This is a genomic window from Wenyingzhuangia heitensis, from assembly GCF_011762155.1.
In the GTDB taxonomy this organism is placed as follows: Bacteria; Bacteroidota; Bacteroidia; order Flavobacteriales; family Flavobacteriaceae; genus Wenyingzhuangia; species Wenyingzhuangia heitensis.
This window is the reverse complement of sequence record NZ_JAASQL010000002.1, coordinates 142,819-165,992: the sequence shown is the minus strand read 5'-3', so window position 1 is coordinate 165,992 and position 23,174 is coordinate 142,819. Positions and strand designations below refer to the sequence as shown.

14 protein-coding genes are annotated in these 23,174 nt (G+C 32.1%); 7 read left to right on the top strand and 7 right to left on the bottom strand.

What is annotated here, in order from left to right; all coding sequences use genetic code 11:
- Positions 1-137: 137 nt before the first annotated feature.
- On the top strand, positions 138-1,823 hold the full coding sequence (locus FHR24_RS09345) for a M23 family metallopeptidase (RefSeq protein ID WP_167187428.1): 1,686 nt from the start codon (positions 138-140) through the stop codon (positions 1,821-1,823).
- A gap of 10 nt (positions 1,824-1,833) precedes the next feature.
- Positions 1,834-4,302: a TonB-dependent receptor gene (locus FHR24_RS09340; RefSeq protein ID WP_167187426.1), complete on the top strand. Its 2,469-nt coding sequence runs from the start codon at positions 1,834-1,836 to the stop codon at positions 4,300-4,302.
- A 118-nt stretch (positions 4,303-4,420) separates the two neighbouring features.
- On the opposite strand, the gene FHR24_RS09335 is transcribed toward FHR24_RS09340, so the two are convergent.
- The 5 genes from FHR24_RS09335 to FHR24_RS09315 form a co-directional block, all read right to left on the bottom strand.
- On the bottom strand, positions 4,421-7,351 hold the full coding sequence (locus tag FHR24_RS09335) for a glycoside hydrolase family 3 N-terminal domain-containing protein (RefSeq protein ID WP_167187424.1): 2,931 nt from the start codon (positions 7,349-7,351) through the stop codon (positions 4,421-4,423).
- 15 nt (positions 7,352-7,366) lie between these two features.
- Entirely contained in the window at positions 7,367-7,852 is a 486-nt protein-coding gene (locus FHR24_RS09330; RefSeq protein ID WP_167187422.1) for an ABC transporter ATPase, read from the bottom strand.
- 2 nt (positions 7,853-7,854) lie between these two features.
- The gene (locus FHR24_RS09325; RefSeq protein ID WP_167187420.1) at positions 7,855-8,631 is read right to left on the bottom strand and encodes a 3'-5' exonuclease; all 777 of its coding nucleotides are present in this window, start codon (positions 8,629-8,631) and stop codon (positions 7,855-7,857) included.
- 404 nt (positions 8,632-9,035) lie between these two features.
- Positions 9,036-10,115, bottom strand: a complete 1,080-nt coding sequence (gene prfA / locus FHR24_RS09320; RefSeq protein ID WP_167187416.1) for a peptide chain release factor 1 — start codon at positions 10,113-10,115, stop codon at positions 9,036-9,038.
- Between the two features lie 151 nt (positions 10,116-10,266).
- Complete coding sequence (locus FHR24_RS09315; protein WP_167187413.1) at positions 10,267-10,701, bottom strand: DUF4293 domain-containing protein; 435 nt, start codon at positions 10,699-10,701, stop codon at positions 10,267-10,269.
- Between the two features lie 230 nt (positions 10,702-10,931).
- Here FHR24_RS09315 and rho point away from each other — a divergent pair, with 230 nt between their 5' ends.
- The 5 genes from rho (at position 10,932) to FHR24_RS09290 (ending at position 20,865) form a co-directional block, all read left to right on the top strand.
- A complete protein-coding gene (gene rho / locus FHR24_RS09310; protein ID WP_167187410.1) occupies positions 10,932-12,581 on the top strand; it encodes a transcription termination factor Rho in 1,650 nt (549 codons plus the stop codon).
- Between the two features lie 326 nt (positions 12,582-12,907).
- Complete coding sequence (locus FHR24_RS09305) at positions 12,908-13,951, top strand: hypothetical protein (RefSeq protein ID WP_167187408.1); 1,044 nt, start codon at positions 12,908-12,910, stop codon at positions 13,949-13,951.
- 362 nt (positions 13,952-14,313) lie between these two features.
- Positions 14,314-18,825: a glutamate synthase large subunit gene (gene gltB / locus FHR24_RS09300; RefSeq protein WP_208412323.1), complete on the top strand. Its 4,512-nt coding sequence runs from the start codon at positions 14,314-14,316 to the stop codon at positions 18,823-18,825.
- A gap of 1 nt (position 18,826) precedes the next feature.
- Complete coding sequence (locus tag FHR24_RS09295) at positions 18,827-20,293, top strand: glutamate synthase subunit beta (RefSeq protein ID WP_167187405.1); 1,467 nt, start codon at positions 18,827-18,829, stop codon at positions 20,291-20,293.
- 95 nt (positions 20,294-20,388) lie between these two features.
- The gene (locus FHR24_RS09290; RefSeq protein WP_167187403.1) at positions 20,389-20,865 is read left to right on the top strand and encodes a hypothetical protein; all 477 of its coding nucleotides are present in this window, start codon (positions 20,389-20,391) and stop codon (positions 20,863-20,865) included.
- 5 nt (positions 20,866-20,870) lie between these two features.
- Here the strand turns inward: FHR24_RS09290 and FHR24_RS09285 are convergent, their stop codons facing one another.
- Positions 20,871-22,100 (bottom strand): T9SS type A sorting domain-containing protein, encoded by a 1,230-nt coding sequence (locus tag FHR24_RS09285; RefSeq protein WP_167187400.1) that lies wholly within the window; start codon positions 22,098-22,100, stop codon positions 20,871-20,873.
- A 42-nt stretch (positions 22,101-22,142) separates the two neighbouring features.
- Positions 22,143-23,141: a family 16 glycosylhydrolase gene (locus tag FHR24_RS09280; protein WP_167187395.1), complete on the bottom strand. Its 999-nt coding sequence runs from the start codon at positions 23,139-23,141 to the stop codon at positions 22,143-22,145.
- Between the last annotated feature and the right edge of the window lie 33 nt (positions 23,142-23,174).

Genomic DNA, 23,174 nt, shown 5'->3' with positions numbered 1-23,174 from the left:
AAAATAGCATTGTTATTGTGAATTCCAACTTTTTAAAGTGATATTTGTAAAATTCACTATTTGTTTTGTTTCTCAGACTTTTATGTGTCTCTTTTAAGATATTCCTTTATTTTTGTTTGTTCATAAAAACATACTTTTTGAAAAAAACAACTTACATTCTATTCTTTTTAGTTACAATTCTATCATTTGGACAGCAAAAATATCCTCAGAACGATTTTAGAAACCCACTAGATATTCCTATTATTTTGGCAGGAACTTTTGGAGAGTTAAGAACCAATCATTTTCATTCTGGTATAGATATTAAAACGCAAGCTGTAGAAGGTAAAAAAGTATACACTGCAAAAGATGGTTATGTGTCTAGAATTAAAGTTTCTCATTGGGGCTACGGAAAAGCACTTTATATAACCCACGCTAACGGATATACCACCGTATACGGGCATTTAAAAAAATTTAGTCCTAAAATTGAAGCTTACGTAAAAAAACAGCAATACAAAAAGGAGTCTTTTGAAATACAATTGTTTCCTAGCAAAAGTGAATTGCCCATTTTAACAGATGAAGTTATTGCTTTTTCAGGAAACACAGGAGGTTCTTCTGCTCCTCATTTACATTTTGAAATTAGAGATACCAAAACCGAAAAAATAATCAATCCTCTACTTTTTGGGTACAAGGTTACGGATAACATTCCTCCTATCTATAGAGGGTTAAGAGCAACTCCTTTTGGTAAAAACTCTGCCATTAATCAAATTCCTGTAGCACAAGAAATTCACGTTAAAAAAATAAACAATACTCTATATGTTGCTGATGAAATTAAAGCAATAGGAAAAATTGGACTCGCTGCCAGAACACATGATTTATTAAACTACGCACTTAATAAAAATGGAGTCTATAGTATTGAAATGCATGTAAATGATAGTTTGGTTTATTATCATAATCTAGAAACTTTTGCTTTTAACGAAAGTAAATACATCAACCTGTTTATTGACTATCCTTATTACAAACAAAAATTTAAAAAGTTTCAAAAAACATATATAGAGCCTGCCAACAAATTATCTATTTACAAACAAGCAAACAACAAAGGCTATATTAATGTTAATAAAGATGATGTTCTAAGAGTAGAAATTATTGCTAAAGATGTAGCAGGTAATAAAACAATTCTTAGAATTCCAATTGTAGGTAACAAAACAATTATACCTATTGTACAAGAAAACACAACAACCCCTTATTTTGTTTCTAAAAACAAGTACACTGTTTTTAAACAAGGAAAATCCGAAATCCGTTTTCCTAAAAACACCTTTTATCAGGACACGTATATTGATTATGAATACAATAAAGATAAAATTACCGTTCACAAACCAGAACTCCCATTAGATAAAAGTTATACTCTTACTTATTTTACAGACAGCTTAACAACTCATCAAAAAGAGTTTGTTTATTTTGCTCAAAAAAGCGGTCGTTATTACAATTATGTAACCACCTATAAAAAAGAAGACAAAATATACACCAATACAAAATACTTAGGGGATTTTTATTTAAAATATGATAGCATTCCTCCAAAAATATATAGGTCTAACTTTTACAATCATCAAAATATTAGCAAGCATAAAGAGTTAAGTATACATATAAAAGATAATGAAACCGGAATTAAAAACTATTATGCCACTGTAGACAACAAATGGATCTTAATGGAGTACAGTCCTAAAAAAAATAAACTTACATTTAATTTAAATGATCTAGAATCTACAGGTAAAAAACATATATTTAAGTTGAAAATTGAAGATTTGTTAAGCAACACCAAAACTTTTGAAGCTAACTTCACCAAATAAAACCATCTGTTTGAAAAATTTATTCTTTTTTATTTTCTTATCATTTAGCTATCTAGCTACTGCTCAAACAGGTTTTGTTTCGGGTATTATTACAAATCAAAATAAAGAACCTTTAGCTGGAGCTACCATTACATTTGGCAATAAAGGTACTGTTAGTAGTAGTGATGGAACCTATACTATAGAAATAGTAGCTTACGAAAAAACAGTGGTGAAATTTTCGCACATTGGCTATGGCTCTATAATCAAAACTTTTAAAGGATATAAAAACAAAACTATTAAGTATTCTCCTACTTTAGAAGAACAATCTCAAGAAATTGAAGAAATTACTATAAAAAGTTATGAAGCAGCACAGCAAGGAGTTTTAAAATTAAAAGCAAAAAAATTTAAACGTGTACCAGGTGCCAATGCAGGAATAGAAAATTTGCTAATGACTCAGCCCGGAGTAAACAATAGCAACGAGCTAAGTACACAATATAGCGTTAGAGGTGGTAGTTTTGATGAAAACTTAGTTTATGTAAACGGTATAGAAGTCTACAGGCCTTTTTTAATTAGATCTGGTCAGCAAGAGGGGTTGAGTTTTTTAAACTCAGACATGACGGAAAACATTAATTTTTCTGCAGGTGGTTTTGAATCTAAATATGGAGACAGACTCTCTTCTGTACTAAACATTCATTATAAAAAACCAACTAAAGAACTTTCTACTGTTAACCTAAACTTATTAGGAGCTAGTTATACCTATGAAAATTTATTTTTAAACAAAAAACTCTCTACCTTAATTGGAGCCAGATATAGAAACAATCAATTATTAGTAAATAGCAAAGACACAGAAACCAACTTTAAGCCTGTATTTGTAGACCTACAAACTTATTTATCTTACAAAATAAACCACAAAAGCAGTTTAGATTTCCTAGGGAATATTGCCATCAACAATTACAATTTTACCCCTATATCTAGAGTTACTAAATTTGGCGGATTATTTGAACCAAGGGAACTAGTTATTGCTTATGATGGTAACGAACAAGACGACTTTGAAACCTATTTTGGAGCTTTAAGCTACAAATACAATTTTAGTAAAAATACAAACATCAACCTAACAGCTTCTTTATTCAATACACAAGAGCAGGAATATTACGACATTTATGGAGCCTATAGAATATCAGAAATAGATCCTGTAAGCGGAGAAGAATTATTTACAACAGGAGTCGGTTCTCAATTAGATCATGCCAGAAATGATTTAGATATTTTAATCCAAAACATAAAAGTTACCGTTCAACACACCATTAACGAACATAAGCTAGAAGCAGGTTTTAAAGTACAGCAAGAAAACATTAGAGACAGAATTAACCAATGGACAACTATTGATGACAACGGAATTACACTAAGAAACCCTAATGAAAATATAGAGAACAACCAACCCAACACTCCTTTTACTGCCCCAATAACTCCTTTTTACAGCGTAAAAGCACAAAACAATGCAGATATTTTTCGTTTTTCCGGCTATGCACAATGGAATAAAAAATGGTGGATTGGAAATCATATCCTATGGCACCATGCAGGAATTAGAACACAGCTTTGGTATTTAAAAGATAATTTTTCAGGAACTGAATCTAATCTAAAACAAACCATCAGTCCAAGATTTAGACTTTCTTTAAAACCCGATTGGAATAACATCGATATGGTTTTTAGACTATCGGCTGGTTATTATCATCAACCCCCTTCTTACAAAGAATTAAGAAATCCACAAGGTAGCTTAGAATTTAATGTTGATGCTCAAGAATCTATTCATTACGTTTTTTCTAACGAATACAGTTTTAGCAAATGGAAACGTCCTTTTAAAATGACTTCCGAAGTGTATTTCAAACAACTCAACAACATTAATGCATACTCGCTAGACAATGTTAGAATTCGCTACGATGCAAACAACAACACCAAAGGGTACGCTGCAGGAGTAGATTTAAAATTAAGTGGAGAATTTGTACCTGGTAAAGAAAGCTGGATTAGTTTAGGATTCTTAAAAACCGAAGAAAACACCAACAACAGAGGCTACATTGCCAGACCTACAGATCAACGTTTTAAATTTGCCATGTTGTTTCAAGATTACGTGCCTAGCAACCCTAATTTTAAAGCTTATTTAAACTTGGTGTTAAATTCTAGTTTACCAGGAGGATCCCCAATAAATGCTAGTGCGGAGCCAAACAGCCAGGTAGACCGATACGATTTTCAAACAAGATTAAGACCTTATCGTAGAGCCGATATTGGAGTTGCTTATATTATTGTAGACGAAAATAAAAGTTATCAATCCGGCTTTTTAAAACACTTTAAAGAACTAGATTTAGGTTTAGAGCTATTTAATATTTTTGACATAAACAACACCACCACTAATACTTGGATTTACGATGTAGACAGCAAAAGTTACAACGGAGTTCCCAACGTATTAACAGGTAGAATATTAAATTTTAAAGTTGGTATGGAGTTTTAATTCTTGGGGGTTCCCTAAAGGTCGTGCTTTCCTTACTCGCTTTTTAAAAGGTAAATCTTCACAATTAACAACCTTTTTAAAAGAGCTCAAACACACCAGTCAATCACTAACACAAAACTTATTCTAGTATTGCATTTTGTATTATTTTCTGAATATCAGTTCTAATGTTGTATTTTCCTAAATCATTATTCTCCATAGTAGGATACGTTCTGTTAGACAAAAACACATATATCAATTCTGTTTTAGGATCTGCCCAAGCAAAAGTCCCCGTAAAACCACTATGTCCAAAACTCTCCATAGAAGTACAATTACACGTACTCTCAATGTCTTTATCCAAAGCAGGTTTATCTAAAATCAATCCTCTTCTATTGTCTCTATTTTTAAAATAAGCTTTGTTAAAAAGATCAAACGTGTTGGGTCTAAAATATATTTTATCCCCATAAATCCCCTTATTTAAATACAACTGCATCATTTTAGCAACGTCATTTGCATTCCCAAACAAACCTGCGTTACCAGACACACCTCCAAACATAGCCGCAGCCATATCGTGCACAGTTCCTTGTAGTTTTTGATAGCGGTAATACGCATCTAGTTCCGAAGGTACAATACTATCTTTAGCTATTACATCTAAAGGATTGTATCTTAATTTGGAAGCACCCAAATGCATTGTAAACTGATCTTGTAACAAAACATCCATTGTTTTTTTATAATACTCTTCTAACACTTTCTTAAATAAAAAAAAAGGCAAACCACTGTATTTATAATCTCTAGTTTTACGCAAAGGAGCTAGTTTAATATCTTGATATATGCTATCAATATAACTATCCTTTAAATACAAATCATTAGCCACTTTTAAACTATATCCATTTTCTAGTTTGTGCTTGTACCATAAGTCCATTGGTTTTTTAGAAATACTATCTAAAGTTTTGGTATAAAAAGGAATCCATGCTTGTAATCCCGATTGATGCGCAAACATATCTATCACTAAAATATTTTCCAAAGGAGTTCCTTTATATTCTGGCAACAATTCGCCAATTGTACTATCTAATCTGTAAATATTTTTTTCAAAAGCTTTTACATACAAAGGAAAAGATCCTAATATTTTGGTTAACGAAGCCAAGTCGTACATAGAAGTATTGTGTACTTTATGTAAAGTGTCGTAGGTATAATATCCATAAGACTTTTCAAAAACTACCTTCCCTTTTCTAGCTACCAGGACTTGTAATCCCGGGCTCATCTTTTTTTTTATCACCAATTTAGCCACAGAATCAATTTTTTGCAACTGAATAGAATTCATTCCCTCTTCTTCTGGAAAACCGTATTGCAAACGCTGAATTGCTTTGGTAACAACACCACCACCAACTTTAGCAGTAGTAGATACAGACACAGGTAACTTCCCTACAAAAGGTAAGGCTCCAAATATTTGTTGAGCCGCTACAGATTGAAATATAGCATTATTTTGATAAGCTACAATTACATTAGAAACCGTATTAAAATCATCTAATTTTAACAAAGCATATGGACTTGTAAACACTGTTAAAATCACTTTTTTATAACTAGCTATCTTTTTAATTAACTCCAACTCAGAATTAGAAATTTGATACGATTTCCAAGGATGCTCGTCAGATTTATGAAGACCAATTACAATGGTATTGTACGCTTTTAATTTCTCTTTATAGTTTATCAAACTAAGTTGCTTAATAGCATCAACATCTGTATACTTTTGTAAGGTTTGTACAAATGTGCTAAAATCATCATCTCCCAAAGAAACCGAAGCAATTTTAAGAGTATCTAATCTTTTTAAAGGCAATAAACTATCTTGGTTCTTAACTAGCGTAACTGCATTTTTTGCTACTTTTTTAAATAACAAATCGTCTTGCAGTGTATGTATTCTTGATTGAATACCTTCTTTTAACAATGTTTTTTTATGGGCAAGTCCAACCAAGTATTTTGCTTTTAAAACTTTAACAACAGAACTATCTAATCTAGCTTCTGTAAGTTCGTTTTTAAGAATGGAATTTTTAATAGTTTGTATTCCTTTCTCAACATCAACAGGAATTAGTAACATATCATTCCCAGCTTTAAGAGCTTCTAACGCAACGCTATCTGCTGCGGTATAATTAGCCACACCTTTCATATTTAAGGCATCGGTAAACACCAATCCTTTAAAACCAATTTTATGTTTTAAAAGATCTGTGACAACTTTTTTAGAAATTGAAGTTGGTCGTCCTTTTTCAGTTTTTAAAGCAGGGACATCTAAATGAGCTACCATAACACTAGCCAAATTAGACTGTGCCAGTTGTTTATAAGGATACAATTCTAAACTGTCTAACCTGGCCAAATTAAAATGAACCACAGGCAATGTTTTATGAGAATCTGAGGATGTATCTCCATGTCCAGGAAAATGTTTTGCATTAGCCAAAACTCCTACACTCTGCATTCCTTCTATAAAAGCTATCGATTTTTTTGTTACATTTTCTTTACTTTCTCCAAAAGATCGATTACCAATAATAGGATTTAAAGGATTGGTATTGATATCTACTACGGGAGCAAAATTAATATGAATACCTACCTCTTTACAATGCATTCCTATTTGCTGACCTACTCTATAAACTAAAGAATCATTTTGAACAGCTCCCAAAGTCATGTTCCAAGGATAGGCAAATGATGGTTTAATTCGCATAGACAATCCCCATTCCCCATCAAAACCAATTAATAATGGAGTTTTACTAGTAGCCTGATACTTGTTGTATAAATCTATTTGTTTTTCTGGAGTTCCCTGCATAAAAATCAAACCGCCAACGTGTTGATTTTTAATTAAACTGTTTATTTCTTGTTGGTGTTTTTCATCTTTATTAGAATAAGCTTGCACCATAAACAACTGTCCTATTTTTTGATCTAAAGACAAGGTCTTTAAAATACTATCAACCCAAATTTGTTGACCCAAAGGATTTGCTTTAGACAACAAAGGATCTTTTTCAAAACTTAACAGTTGAGAAAAACAATTAGGAAAAATAAAAAAAGAAATTAACAGTAAAATATATTTCATAAACAACGCTAAACATTAATTAAAATAACGGGCATGCCAACTCTCTTTTGCAGAAACCTCCCATTGTGTTTCTACTCCTTTTTTAGTGTTTACCATGTTATTAAAAACCAATGTATTTGATGTTATTTTATTTTCTTTAGCCAAAGAAGCAAATTCGTTCATTGGAGAAATTAACACTTCGTTTTCTTGTTTATAAGCAACGGCTAATTTATTCAACATATCTACTTTAAATTGTACTTGTATTTGTTGTACTAATTTTACAGAAGCATCTATAGAACAACCCGAAACCTCTACAAAACTTTGGTCTACAGCAATAATTAAAAACTGGTCATAAAGTATTGTAAAACTACCTTTTACATTCTCACCGTGCCTTGTCCACTGCTCTACAAAATCAGTAGCCATTTCGCCAACCTTTAATTGTTCTTGCTCTGTAAATTTTCTATTAGATTGATATATCCAAACTCTTGCTGTATCTGGTAATGTATGATAGGGTACGTACATAGTTATTTTAATTTGTTATTCAATGTTTTAAGTCGAATATTGGTTAATACCTTTTTTGTGTACAATGGAAAATCTGCATTCATAATCCAGTTATAATATCCTGGATTTTCTGCCAACACATCTAAAACAGTTCTATTTTTATATTTTCCAAACGTAAAAACTTCTTCGTCTTTGTCGTTAAACTGAATAAAACCTGCAAAATCTGCTCTTTTTTTATGGGATGAATACATACTTAAATCAGCAACATTCGTTCCAATATCATCGTATTTCTCTATTTGAGCTAATAATATTTCATAAGTTGCATTGGTATCTGCCTCTGCAGAGTGTGCTCCTTCTAAATCTTTATCGCAGTAGAATTTATAACCGGCAGTTAAAGTTCTTTGTTCTTTTTTATGAAAAATAGTTTGTACATCAACAAAATTCACATTGTCTAAATCAAAATCCACTCCCACTCTTAACATTTCTTCTGCCAGCAAAGGAACATCAAATCTATTTGAGTTGAATCCTGCTAAATCACAACCTTTAATTAACTCGTAAACTTGTGGAGCTAGTTCTTTAAATGTAGGCTCTGTAGCAACTTTATCATTTGTAATTCCATGAATTTCTGAAGATTCTACAGGAATCTGCATTTCAGGGTTTACCAACCAAGTTTTACTTTCTTTATTACCATTAGGAAATACTTTTAAAATGGATATTTCTACGATTCTATCTTTTGCGATGTTGATTCCTGTTGTTTCTAAATCAAAAAAAGCGATAGGTCTTGTTAATTCTAATTTCATGAAGTTTTTATATATAAGTAAAAATAAAAAATTAGATAGAATCCTTTTTAATTTATACAAACTAAATACAACAACTTATTAACTATAAGCTAAAACTAAAACAAACCGACACAAACAAACCATTAAACATATATAATCAACCACTCGTCGAACTATTAGATTTATTTTGTATTTCCTTTCTAAATTTACTTAACAACATTTTTTTCTTTTACACTTTTATAAAAGTTTAAAATTTGATTACAAACACAACATATAAAGTTTAGGTTCATAGCAAATTTTCCAAAGACATTATACTGTAACATTTTTAAACAATACCGGACCCACAACAGATGGTAATAAAAGTAAAAAAAGCCCCTAACATAGCAAGGGGCTTTTTTTATATCTAAAAACTAGAAAAGAGCAACTTATAAATTAGCTTCTCCTAATTCTTTTAATTTCTCTGTGTTTTCGGTTACTTTTAATTCGTCAATAATTTTATGAATATCTCCATTCACAATATTACTTAAATCATAAAGTGTTAATCCTATTCTGTGCTCTGTAACACGTCCTTGTGGGTAGTTATAAGTTCTAATCTTAGCAGATCTATCTCCACTAGCTACCAAAGAATTTCTTTTTTCAGAATCCGCTGCCAATTTTTTTTCTAATTCTTGCTCATACAAACGAGAACGTAAAACCTTCATAGCTTTGTCTTTATTTTTATGTTGAGACTTTTGATCCTGACATTGAGCTACCAAACCTGTTGGAACGTGCGTTAAACGGACCGCTGAATAAGTAGTGTTTACAGACTGTCCTCCTGGACCTGATGAACAAAAATAATCAACACGTATATCACTTTGTTTCATATCAATATCAAACTCTTCAGCTTCTGGCAACACCATTACTGTTGCCGCAGATGTATGCACACGACCTTGAGTTTCAGTTTGTGGTACACGTTGTACACGGTGTACTCCAGACTCAAATTTTAAATCACCATAAACATCATCTCCAGAAACACTAAATATAATTTCTTTAAATCCACCAGAAGTACCATCAGCAATATCCTCTACCTCACATTTCCAACCTCTGCTAGATGCATATTTAGTATACATTCTATATAAATCTCCAGCAAAAATACTAGCTTCATCTCCTCCTGTTCCTGCTCTAATCTCCACAATTACATTCTTAGCATCTTCTGGATCTTTAGGGATTAACATAAATTTAATCTCCTCTTCAAGCTGAGGCAATCTTTCATTTCCTTCTTCTTGCTCCATTTTGGCCATTTCGACCATTTCTGCATCAGAACCATCAGCAATAATTTCTTTTGCCTCTTCTAAATTTGCTACTATGTTTTGATACTCGTTACCTTTCTCAACTATTTTACTTAAGTCTTTATATTCTTTATTAAGCTTAGCGTATCTTTTTTGATCGGTAATAATATCTGGCTGGATGATTAAATCCGAAACTTCATCAAAACGTTGCTTAACTATTCTTAATTTATCTAACATCTTCTATTTTTTGTAATATGCAAAATTACAATTTAAAATTGAATTCTAGCATTAATATTCTGAATGTAAAAAAGTACTTTTTAAACATAAAAAAACCCTAAAGAAAAAACTTTAGGGTTTTAGTCGCACTAAATAAACTAAGATGTTGAGTTTATCGTAACCTATCTACAGATTTTACGAGATCTTCATCTTTCTTAATTGCTTTGTTTGCCATGACTAGCAAAACAATAATCACAATTGGAAAGTAAATCCCAACACCCTTCTCAGAAATATGCATTTCTCCAGGTAATTTTAGAGATACGTACATCAATACACTCAATAAATAGAAGTTGATCAGAATATTTACTCTACCTACAACAAATTGATTTTGTCTTTTTTTATAATTAAAAATAGCGACTAAAGACAAAATTGCTGAGAGCACAAAAAACACTCCTACGGATTTTAAAAGAACGGAGCTACTTACAAATGTATCTACTAAATAAAATGATACATTATCTGAAAGCAGAAAGAAAGAAAACAAATTGGTTAACACTCCTGCAACAATAAATGCTACGAATAAATAAACTGTTTGAATTCTTTGAATCATGCTTTTTCTTAAAATAACTATCACAAATTTACATTTTCTTTTTATTTATTAAAGACTTTGTTACATTAAAAAAAAAACTATATTTGTTTTAGCGAAGTAAGCTGTTATAGTACAAATACTTATATACTATAACTAATTTTTTCAAAAAAGTCAAATATCAAATTGCAACCGTATAATCTTTCGACCTATACTTCTATTGCATCTATTACTATCATCATACATACTTATAAATGTTCGAAATTTCACAATTAAAAGCAAAAACACTTGCGGATTTACACGAAATTGCAAAAACAATTGGATTAAAAAAAACAAGTCAATTAAAAAAAATGGACTTAGTTTACAGGATTTTAGATGAGCAAGCCGCAATTGCAGCAAACAAACCTGAAACTCCAAAAAAAACCGAGACTGTAAAAGAAGAAGCAAAACTCGAAGAACCCAAAAGAAAACCTAGAGTTGCAAAACCTATAAACAATAGAGAAACTCCGAAACCTAGACCAAAACGAGTAGAAAAAAACACAGAAGTTACGAGTGTACCTACACAAGAAGATTCTACAAAAGAGGGTTCTACAAAAGAAGAAATAAATAAAGAGCCTAAAGTTCTTAAAGAAAAACCTGCAGCTGCTCCTAGAAGAAATCATCCTAAAAAGAATGATACTCCTCAACAAAACACCCCCAACAATCCAAATAGTAAAACTCCTAGAAACAACAACCCTAGAAACAATAAAAACAACAAAGGAAAGAGTCTTAAAGACCCTAACTATGAGTTTGATGGAATTATTGAAAGTGAAGGTGTTTTAGAAATGATGCCCGATGGCTATGGATTTTTAAGATCTTCCGATTACAACTACTTATCTTCTCCTGATGATATTTATGTATCTCAATCTCAAATTAAATTATTTGGTTTAAAAACAGGAGATACCGTAAAAGGTGTTGTAAGACCTCCTAAAGAAGGTGAAAAATACTTTCCTTTAATTAGAGTTTCTAAAATTAACGGATTAAACCCTAAAGAAGTAAGAGATCGTGTTTCTTTTGAACACCTTACTCCCCTTTTCCCAGAAGAAAAATTTAATTTATCTGGAGGTAGAAGCTCTCTATCTACTAGAATTATAGATTTATTTGCTCCTATTGGTAAAGGACAACGTGGTATGATTGTAGCACAACCTAAAACAGGTAAAACAATGTTGTTAAAAGACATTGCCAACGCTATAGCCACCAACCACCCAGAAGTATATCAACTCGTTTTATTAATTGATGAAAGACCTGAAGAGGTTACAGACATGCAGCGTAATGTAAAAGGAGAAGTTGTTGCTTCCACTTTTGATGAACCTGCAGAAAAACACGTAAAAGTTGCCAATATTGTTTTAGAAAAAGCAAAACGATTGGTAGAATGCGGTCACGATGTAGTCATTCTTTTAGATTCTATTACTCGTTTGGCTAGAGCATACAACACTGTAGCTCCTGCGTCTGGAAAAATATTATCTGGTGGTATTGATGCCAACGCACTACACAAACCAAAACGTTTTTTTGGTGCTGCCCGTAACATAGAAGGCGGTGGTTCTTTAAGTATTATTGCTACTGCACTTACCGAAACTGGTTCTAAAATGGACGAGGTAATTTTTGAGGAATTTAAAGGAACAGGTAACATGGAACTTCAATTAGAAAGAAATATTGCCAACAGACGCTTATACCCTGCTATTGATTTAATAAAATCGAGTACACGTAGAGATGATTTATTATTAGACGAAAAAACAGTACAACGTATGTGGGTTTTACGTAAATACTTAGCTGATATGAATCCTGTAGAAGCTATGGAATTTATTAAAGACCGTATCAAAAACTCTAAAAATAATGATGAGTTTTTAATTTCTATGAACGGATAAACACATAACGATAATTATATTATACAAAACCCTAGCATTTAAAATGCTGGGGTTTTTATTTTCATATCAATTATTTCTTATAAAAACCAACTAGTAAGCTTTTTAATTTTAATAACATCATTACAAACCTCCAAAAAGCATAGGAAAACACCAATTACATTTGTTTAAAAACTAGATATAAACTGTACAAAACTAACCATAAACACAGCAAACACAACACACAACAGTTACAGTACACTAACCCAGCTCACAAAACATTACTTATGTTAATTTTACATCTTTAAAAATATTATTTTTATCATTATTAACATCAAAAACTAACTATAATGAAAAAAATTACTTTATTAATTGCGTTTTTACTAACAACATTGTTTGTAAATGCACAAACTATTAGCATAACCGATATTAATGGTTCTACTGCAGCAGATTATCTTACAGCTAATCCAAATTTAGATAGTGGTACTGTTTTAACAGTAACAGTTCAGTATGAAAACGTAGTAGCAGGAGCTGACAACCTTGTTCTTAGGTTATTAAACAACTGGACTGAAATAGCAGGCACCAAACAAACACAAACTGTTGCTGATAGCGCTACACCAACTACTACAACTTTTACAGTAACAATACCAGCGGTTAACCCTGGAATAGACCCTGCAAGAATTCAAATTCGTGCATCTAAAATAGGTGGTGGATTTGTAAACAGTACATCTACAACTTTTGCTATCAACGCAGATGAAAGTGTAGAAGTTAGTGCGGCTGTTTCAATTACAAGCATTAACAGCTCTACACCTACAGAGTACCACACAAGCATAGGTGGTTCAGGAGCAAGCACTAATGGTGAATTAACAGAAGGTGAAACTCTTACTTTTGGTGTTAATTTTACAGCATTAAAAAAAGACCCTACCAGAACCGACTTAGACATTAGAGTTAGGTTCTTAAACGATTATGCATCTATACCAGAAGCAATATCAGGTACTACTATTGTAACCAATAGTGCTTCAGAACAATCTGCAACAGTAACAGCAACCGTTCCAAATATATCTGAAAGCCTTACTGGAGTAAGAATTCAAGTTGTAGGATATGGTTATAACGGAAGTACAGATGCCACTATATTTAGCTATGTTAGTCCTGAATTATTTAATATAGACTCAACTACATTATCCACTAACAAACTTGCTTTAGAGGGTGTTTCTGTAAATGCCAATTCAATCTCTTTTAATGCAGAGCACGTAAATGACAGCTACACTATTTACAATATTGTTGGACAGTCTATAAAAGCAGGAAAAGTAAGCAGCCAAGTAAACATTGCTGACTTAGCAAATGGAGTATATATTTTAACTACTGATAAAGGAGTTTTAAAATTTGCTAAATAAAATATTTTTTACAGAGTTAATCAACTTATTACAAAAGCCTGTCTATACCTTTATAGACAGGCTTTTATTTGTTATTAAAAAAACAAGAATTTTAAGCACCCGCAATACATACTCAGTCTAAATAAGCTAAATATTTAAAACACAGGATTTTATTACAAAGCAACTTAATATCTTAGTACTTAGATATTTTGAACCTCAAAAAAACAAAGGATAAAAATTAACACATTAACAATAAAAAGACGACATAAATAAATTATTCGCAACAAAACAACAATATTGAATAAACAAACTTATGTAACTACTCTGATAGTTTGATATTGATTAATATTTGCGTAATTTTGTCGCCTATATTTATATAAAATATGATACAGAAACAAGGACTATACTTACCAGAATTTGAACATGAAAACTGTGGTGCCGGTTTTATTTGTAACCTAAAAGGTGAAAAAACCAACCAAATTATTCATGATGCATTAGAAATTTTAGTGAAACTAGAACACCGTGGTGGTGTTAGTGCCGACGGTAGAACCGGAGATGGTGCTGGATTATTAATAGATATCCCTCACGATTACTTTAAAAGAGTTTGTGATTTTGAAATTCCAGAACAGCGTAAATATGCTGTAGGAATGGTGTTTTTACCCAAAAACACGAATCAACACAAATTTTGTAAAGATGTATTTGAAAAAGAAATTTCAAACCAAGGATTAACCGTTTTAGGTTGGAGAGAAGTTCCTGTGGACTCTTCTCAATTGGGAGAAATTGCATTGGCATCTGAGCCAAATATTGAGCAAGTATTTGTTGCTCAAGGAGAGCTAGAAGAAAATATTTTTAGAGCTAAGTTATATGCTGCTCGTAAAATTACTGAGCACACTATCCGTAACTCTAAAATGTCTGAAGCTAGTTACTTCTACCTACCTTCTTTATCTAATACTACACTTATTTATAAGGGTATTATTATGCCAGAAGATATTGGACCTTACTATACCGATTTACAGCAACCAGATTTAGTGACAAGATTAGCATTGGTACACCAACGTTTCTCTACCAACACTATGCCAGCTTGGGAATTAGCACAACCATTTAGATTCTTATGTCAGAATGGAGAAATTAACACCTTAAGAGGAAACGTATCTAGAATGCGTGTTCGTGAAGAAATCATGAAATCTGATGTGTTTGATGCTGCTACCATGGAGAAATTATTCCCAATAATTTTACCAGGAAAATCAGATTCAGCTTCTATGGACATGTCTGTTGAGTTGTTAACTTTAACAGGTCGTTCTTTACCAGAAGTAATGATGATGACCATTCCTGAAGCTTGGGAAAAACATGCTACCATGTCTGAAGACAGAAAAGCATTTTACGAATACAATTCTTGTATTATGGAACCTTGGGATGGTCCTGCCTCAGTTCCTTTTACAGATGGAGATTATGTAGGAGCGTTATTAGACCGTAATGGTTTAAGACCTTCTCGTTATACAGTTACTAAGAGTGGTAAATTAATTATGTCATCAGAAGTTGGTGTAGTAAAAATTGAGCCAGAAGATATCGTTAGCCATGGTCGTTTAGAGCCAGGTAAAATGTTCTTAGTAGACATGAACAAAGGAAAAATCATTGAAGATGAGGAAATCAAAAACAAAATTGTTTCTGAAAGACCTTATAAAGAATGGTTAGCTAAAAATAGTTTACGATTAAAAGATGTTCCTAATGACAATAAAAATTGTCCTATAGAAACATTGGATTTAAAAACTCGTCAACGTTTGTACAATTATACAATTGAAGATATTCAAGAAGTAATTGTACCAATGGCACAAGAAGGTAAAGAAGCTTTAGGATCTATGGGAATAGATACTCCTATTGCTGTTTTATCAGACAGACCTCAATTAGTTCCTAACTACTTTAAGCAATTATTTGCTCAGGTTACCAACCCACCTTTAGATGGTATTCGTGAAGAAGTAGTTACTGATATTAGTTTAGCGTTAGGAAACGACAAAAACATTTTTGACATTACTGCAGAACAATGTCATAAACTTAGAATTCAAAACCCAGTTATCTCTAATAATGATTTAGAGAAAATTAGAAATATAAACATCGATGGTTTTAAAGCTGAAACTATCGAAATGTTATATGACAAGGTAAAAGGAATGAATGGTTTAGAAGATGGTCTAGAAGAAATCATCACTAAAATAACAAAAGCTTTAGACAACGGAGTTAACATTATTATCTTATCAGATAGAGGTGCTTCTAAAGAAAAAGCTCCAATTCCAGCTTTATTAGCTTGTTCTTATGTTCATCACCAAATGAACCGTTTGCGTAAGCGTTCTTATTTTGATATTGTTATCGAATCTGCAGAACCTCGTGAACCACATCACTTTGCTACCTTATTTGGATATGGTGCTTCTGCAATTAACCCATACATGGTAAACGAAATTATCCGTTTACAGGTGACAGAAGGATTTATTAAATTAGACGAGCAAAAAGCTGTAGATAACTTTAACAAAGCAATTGGTAAAGGAATCTTAAAAGTAATGAACAAAATTGGTATCTCTACATTACACTCATATAGAGGTTCTCAAATTTTCGAAATTGTTGGTTTCAATTCTAAATTTGTTGAGAAATACTTCCCTTACACTGCTTCAAGAATTGAAGGTATTGGATTGTACGAGATTGAAAAAGAAATTAACGAAAGATATAAATACGCATATCCTGATACATACATTGACAAGCGTTTAGGTTTAAACATTGGTGGTGATTATAGATGGAGACGTAATGGTGAACGTCATATTTTTAACCCTACAACTGTTGCTAAATTGCAACAAGCTGTTCGTTTAAATGACCAAGCTTCTTACGATGTTTATAAAAACGCTATTAACGAACAAGCAAAAGGTTTATTAACCATTCGTGGATTGTTTGAGTTTACCAACTTTGACCCAATTCCAGTTGATGAAGTAGAACCTTGGACCGAAATTGTAAAGCGTTTTAAAACAGGAGCTATGTCCTACGGATCTATTTCTCGTGAAGCTCATGAGAATTTAGCCATTGCCATGAACCGTTTAGGTGCTAAATCTAACTCTGGTGAAGGGGGTGAAGACAGAAGACGTTTTCAGCCAGATGCAAACGGAGACAATAAAAACTCTGCTATTAAGCAAGTTGCTTCAGGACGTTTTGGTGTAACTTCTCACTATTTAAGTTCTGCTAAAGAAATTCAAATTAAAATGGCTCAGGGTGCTAAGCCAGGAGAAGGTGGTCAATTACCAGGTACTAAAGTATTACCTTGGATTGCTGATGCTCGTAACTCAACTCCTTTTGTAGGATTGATTTCTCCACCACCACACCACGATATTTATTCTATTGAGGATTTAGCTCAATTAATTTACGATTTAAAAAATGCGAACCGTGAGGCTCGTATCAACGTAAAATTAGTATCAGAAGTTGGTGTAGGTACCATTGCTGCCGGTGTAGCAAAAGCGAAAGCAGATGTTGTTTTGATTTCTGGATACGATGGTGGTACTGGAGCCTCTCCTTTAACATCATTAAAACACGCTGGTTTACCTTGGGAACTTGGTTTGGCAGAAGCACAACAAACCTTAGTATTAAATAACCTACGTTCTCGTATTGTTGTAGAATGTGATGGTCAGTTAAAAACAGGTCGTGATGTTGCTATTGCAGCCTTGTTAGGTGCAGAAGAATTTGGTTTTGCAACGGCACCATTAGTAGCTTCAGGATGTATTATGATGCGTAAGTGTCATTTAAATACGTGCCCTGTAGGTATTGCTACTCAGGATAAAGAATTACGTAAAAACTTTAAGGGAACTCCTGAACACGTAATTAACTTTTTCTACTATGTAGCAAATGAATTAAGAGAAATTATGGCTCAATTAGGATTCCGTTCTATGGATGAAATGGTGGGGCAAACTCAAAAGATCAATTCAAACAATGCTATTGATCATTATAAAGCTAAAGGATTAGATTTATCTGCTATTTTACACCAGCCTGCTGGATATAGTGATTTACCAGTTAAGAATGTTGAAAAACAAGATCATAACTTAGACAATGTAATTGACTTTCAAATTTTAAAAGATGCACACGCTGCTATCTTTAGAAAAGAAGTAACTACATTAAATTATCCTATTAGCAATACAGATCGTTCCGTAGGAGCAATTGTTTCTAACGAAATCTCTAAAATTTATGGTCATTTAGGTTTGCCTGAAGATACCTTAAACTTAAACTTTACAGGTTCTGCCGGACAAAGTTTAGGAGTATTTGGAGCACAAGGAATAACTTATACTGTAGAGGGTAACACTAATGACTACTTAGGTAAAGGATTGTCTGGTGGTAAACTTATTGTAAAGAAACCAGCCAAAGCTGATTTTATTGCAGAAGACAATATTATTGTAGGTAACGTTTGTTTGTTTGGTGCTGTTAAAGGTCAAGCATATATTAACGGTATTGCTGGTGAACGTTTTGCAGTTCGTAACTCTGGAGCTACTACTGTAGTAGAGGGTGTTGGTGATCACGCTTGTGAATACATGACTGGTGGTAGAGTTGTTGTATTAGGAGATACAGGTCGTAACTTTGCCGCAGGTATGTCTGGTGGTTATGCTTATGTATTAAATACAACAGGTAAATTTACAGATGGATTGTGTAACGAAGAAACAATAGACTTTGATCCTATTACTGCAGAAGATGCAGCTGAATTAAAAGGATTGATTGAAAAGCACGTTGCTTATACAGACAGTAATCGCGGTAAACAAGTGTTAGCTGACTGGGAAAATAACTTAGCTAAGTTTGTAAAAGTAATGCCTAAAGAATACAAAGTAGCTTTAGAGCGTATTGCAAATGAAGAACCAATGTTTGAAGAATTAACAGTATCATAATATGGGAAAAGTAACTGGATTTAAAGAATTCGAAAGAAAAGACGAATCGTACAAAGCTGTTGAAGAGCGCGTACATAATTATAATGAATTTACAGTCCCTTTAAATGAGACTGAAATTACAGAACAAGGATCTCGTTGTATGGATTGTGGTATTCCTTTCTGTCATAGTGGTTGTCCATTAGGAAATTTAATTCCTGATTTTAACCACATGGTACACCAAGGAGAGTGGCAAAAAGCTTCTTTAATATTACACTCTACAAATAACTTTCCTGAATTTACAGGACGTTTATGTCCAGCACCTTGTGAAAAAGCGTGTGTATTAGGTATTATAGAAGATCCTATTTCTATTGAAAATATAGAAAAAAACATTGTAGAGCGTGCTTTTAAAGAAGGATGGATTAAACCACAACCACCTAAAACTAGAACAGGTAAAACTGTAGCTGTTGTAGGTTCTGGACCTGCTGGTTTAGCTGCAGCGCAACAATTAAACAGAGCAGGACATACCGTTACTGTTTTTGAAAGAGATGATGAAGTTGGAGGATTGTTACGTTATGGTATTCCTAACTTTAAAATGGAAAAAGGAATTATAGATCGTCGTGTCGCTATTTTAAAAGCTGAAGGAATTACTTTTAAAGTAAACGCTAACGTAGGTGTAAACGTTTCTATTGATGAATTAAAAGCTTTTGATGCTATTACTTTATGTGGTGGAGCAACACAAAGACGTTCTTTACCAACTCCTGGTATTGATGCTGACGGTGTGGTACAAGCTATGGACTTCTTAACACAACAAACTAAAGTTGTTTTTGGTAAAGAAGTAAAAGACCAAGTTTTAGCAACAGGTAAAAATGTAATTGTTATTGGAGGTGGAGATACAGGTTCTGACTGTGTAGGTACTTCTAACCGTCAAGGTGCAACATCTGTGGCTAATTTTGAAATTATGCCTAAACCACCTGGACACAGATCACCAACTACTCCTTGGCCTTATTGGCCATTACAGTTAAAAACATCTACTTCTCATAAAGAAGGATGTGAAAGAAACTGGTTGATTAATACGAAGGAATTTATCAAAGATAAAAACGGAAAATTAACAGCATTAAAAACTGTTAATGTTGAATGGAAAATGGTTCCAGGACAAAGACCTCAATTAATTGAAATTGAAGGTTCTGAGAAAATATGGCCTTGTGATTTAGCTTTATTAGCTCTTGGATTTACAGGTCCAGAAGCTACAATTGCTGAACAATTAGGAATTGAAACGGATGCTCGTTCTAATTACAAAGCTGAGTATGGTAGCTACCAAACAAACATTCCAAATGTATTTGCTGCAGGAGATATGCGTAGAGGACAATCATTAATTGTTTGGGCAATTTCTGAAGGTCGTGAAGCTGCTCGTCAAGTAGATATTTTCTTAATGGGTAAATCTGATTTACCATCTAAAGATATGGCTGGAGACTTAGTAGGTATTCAATAATATTCTTTTATATAAAAACAAAAACCTCGCTATTTGCGAGGTTTTTGTTTTTATAAATATTCCTATTTTAGTATATCAATTTACAACTCAATACAATGGATACTGCAAATGTTAATCAACTTAAAACTGAATTAAACACCCTAGATAGAACTGAGCTTATAGAGGTTGTTTTAAGACTTTCTAAGTTTAAAAAAGAAAACAAAGAACTACTTACCTATTTGTTATTTGAGTCTAAGAATGAGGAAGATTATATTTACGAAATTAAAAAGGAGATTGATCTATTGTTTAAAGGGATGAATACCTCTTCATTTTTTTATATGAAAAAAACTATCAGAAAAACTCTTAAAATTACGAAAACCTATATTAGATATTCTAATATAAAAGAAACTGAAGTTGAACTCCTACTCTATTTTTGTAGGAAACTACGCTCAGTTCAACCTTCAATCACTAAAAATCAACAATTACTTAATCTTTTTTACAGAGAAATAAAACTTATCGAAAGAAAACTAACAACATTACATCAAGATTTACAATTTGATTATAAAACACGTTTGGAAAACTTAAAATTATAACATTATTATTTTGAAATAATTATTTTATGTGTTTCTACCCCTTTGTTCGTTTCTAATCTACAATAATATACTCCCGGTTTTGGAAACTTAGATGTTTCAATGTTATTGGAATAATTTCCTGTCTTTAAAAACTCATTGCTAACTAAAGTTGAAATCAATTTTCCATTCGTATCAAAAACTATTAAATTAACATTTCCTTCAGCTACTATATTATAATCAATACTAATACTTGAACCGTACGATGGGTTTGGAAAACTCTTAACAGAAGTTATATTGCTACTAATTATATCTTCATTACTTTTTAAAACACCTAATGATTCTGAATAATCTACCGTATTCTCTAAATTATTATTACTAACATTAGAATTTGTCTGTTTATATGGAAAGTAATAGAAATAATCTACATGAAGAGCTGAATCATTTAGGTTATTTGATTTGTTATGAAGTACATTCCATAATATCCAATATAGTTTATTATTATGAGTTTTATTTATTCTATTAGCGTTGGTAGAGTTATTAACAAACCAAACCGTTTTTATTTGCCTCCAAGTTCCGTTATTTTTTTGCCATAAACGAACATAGTTAGGATGATATTCAAGTCCATGAATTTTCCAATTAGTAAAATCTGTTTTTCCAGCAATTAATCTTTGTTCAACCAATGTATTGTTTGGATGAAAACCTGTCCATGCTATAGATTGAGCTCTCCATTGAGTCCTTCCATTGTGACCATAAATTTCTATAGCATCTAATTCTAATCTTTTATTAGGAAATGGATTAATTCTTCTTACCTCTTTTCCAAAATTTTGACCAGCACCCCAAACCGCTGGAATCCATCCAGTTGCGTTTGATGCATTAAATCCATAAGCTCTCCATTTAAAAGTATAAAAACCATATTGTCTAGCTTGTTTGGTAGATATTCCTCCACCTCTTTTTGATGATCGTTTTGCATTAATACTTAAATAACCTTTACCTTTAGGTATAAAAGCATACTCTGACGTAGCAATACTTTTTCCATATACCTTAACATAGGTCCATTTATTTAAATTAATATTATCATTATTAAAACTATCAGAAATACTCCAATCAATTGTGTTTCGGTATTTATTTGCAATACTTGATGGTAATTGTTGTGAAAATAAATTAGCTGTATTTAATAATAAAATTATAGAAATTAAAAATACATTAATAACTTTTGCTGTAATTACATTTCCCGTACTTTGTATATTTGTATTCATTTTTGATTAGTTTAGTTAAGATTTTACACCAATAAAAATGGTTTAAATAGTCTTTTTTTGCCAAACTCTTATGTAGTCTATTTGATAAGTTGCAGGCAAATCATCTTCTGTAGGGATACCTAGCCAAGGAAATGTTTCTGAATCTACCCAAATTTTATAACCTACATCTGTTACCCATCTTTCTAAATCAATCCCATTATTTGTTACGATATCTTTAGTTAAGTTTCCTTTGTCGTGTAAAACACCGTCTATATAAATTTTTATATAATCTGATGACCACTCAAAACCATATACATGAAATTCATCTGCCGTGTTATGAGCTACCTGAATATTAGTTGTATAAGCAGGCCCTAAACCATCAGGCAAGTAATACTTATTATTAGGATCCCAGCTAATGGCATTGTATTTTAATCTTTTACGCCATGTATCACTTGTTTTATGACCTCCAAAAGTTTCAAACATATCTAATTCTGACTTATTTCCAGTCGTCCAAAAAGAGCTAGTTACAGGTGCTTTGGCAGATTTACTTTTAATCTCCATATAACCATATTTAAAATACTTTTTTCCTACTAAAGCTGCTGTAGTTATATTCTCATATTTATAAACTACATTTCCAACAGTTTGTGTTTTTACAGTATTAAAATTAAAATCTGGTTCCCATTTAGAGATTAACTTTAATACTCCTTGTTCAATTTTAATGTTTTCTGTAGAAAATTGTGAAGGTGCTCTACCTATAAAATTAGAAACATACTCTCCATTTTTCCCTTGAATATGCCATCTATCTTCATCTAGAACATCTAAATTAAATTCATCACTTATTTCCTTATTTAAAATCCAATTACCTTTATTTTCTATATCAGACATCGGATATAAAACTCCACTATCTGTAATATCGGGTTCTGGCTTATCTAAAGGAATTTCATTGATAATATCTAAGATAGGATCATCAGCTTCTTCGGAAGTACAAGATGTTAAAATGATAAATATTGAAAGAAAAATTAAGTTTTTTACTACTGAGAACATAATAACTAAAAACCTCATAAATGATAATAATTTAATATTATCACAATAATA

Bases quoted from the DNA above. Each gene is read 5' to 3' on its own strand.
- FHR24_RS09335 (WP_167187424.1), bottom strand. From the start codon at position 7,351: ATGAAATATATTTTACTGTTAATTTCTTTTTTTATTTTTCCTAATTGT.
- FHR24_RS09330 (WP_167187422.1), bottom strand. From the start codon at position 7,852: ATGTACGTACCCTATCATACATTACCAGATACAGCAAGAGTTTGGATA.
- FHR24_RS09325 (WP_167187420.1), bottom strand. From the start codon at position 8,631: ATGAAATTAGAATTAACAAGACCTATCGCTTTTTTTGATTTAGAAACA.
- prfA (WP_167187416.1), bottom strand. From the start codon at position 10,115: ATGTTAGATAAATTAAGAATAGTTAAGCAACGTTTTGATGAAGTTTCG.
- FHR24_RS09315 (WP_167187413.1), bottom strand. From the start codon at position 10,701: ATGATTCAAAGAATTCAAACAGTTTATTTATTCGTAGCATTTATTGTT.
- rho (WP_167187410.1), top strand. From the start codon at position 10,932: ATGTTCGAAATTTCACAATTAAAAGCAAAAACACTTGCGGATTTACAC.
- FHR24_RS09305 (WP_167187408.1), top strand. From the start codon at position 12,908: ATGAAAAAAATTACTTTATTAATTGCGTTTTTACTAACAACATTGTTT.
- gltB (WP_208412323.1), top strand. From the start codon at position 14,314: ATGATACAGAAACAAGGACTATACTTACCAGAATTTGAACATGAAAAC.
- FHR24_RS09295 (WP_167187405.1), top strand. From the start codon at position 18,827: ATGGGAAAAGTAACTGGATTTAAAGAATTCGAAAGAAAAGACGAATCG.
- FHR24_RS09290 (WP_167187403.1), top strand. From the start codon at position 20,389: ATGGATACTGCAAATGTTAATCAACTTAAAACTGAATTAAACACCCTA.
- FHR24_RS09285 (WP_167187400.1), bottom strand. From the start codon at position 22,100: ATGAATACAAATATACAAAGTACGGGAAATGTAATTACAGCAAAAGTT.
- FHR24_RS09280 (WP_167187395.1), bottom strand. From the start codon at position 23,141: ATGAGGTTTTTAGTTATTATGTTCTCAGTAGTAAAAAACTTAATTTTT.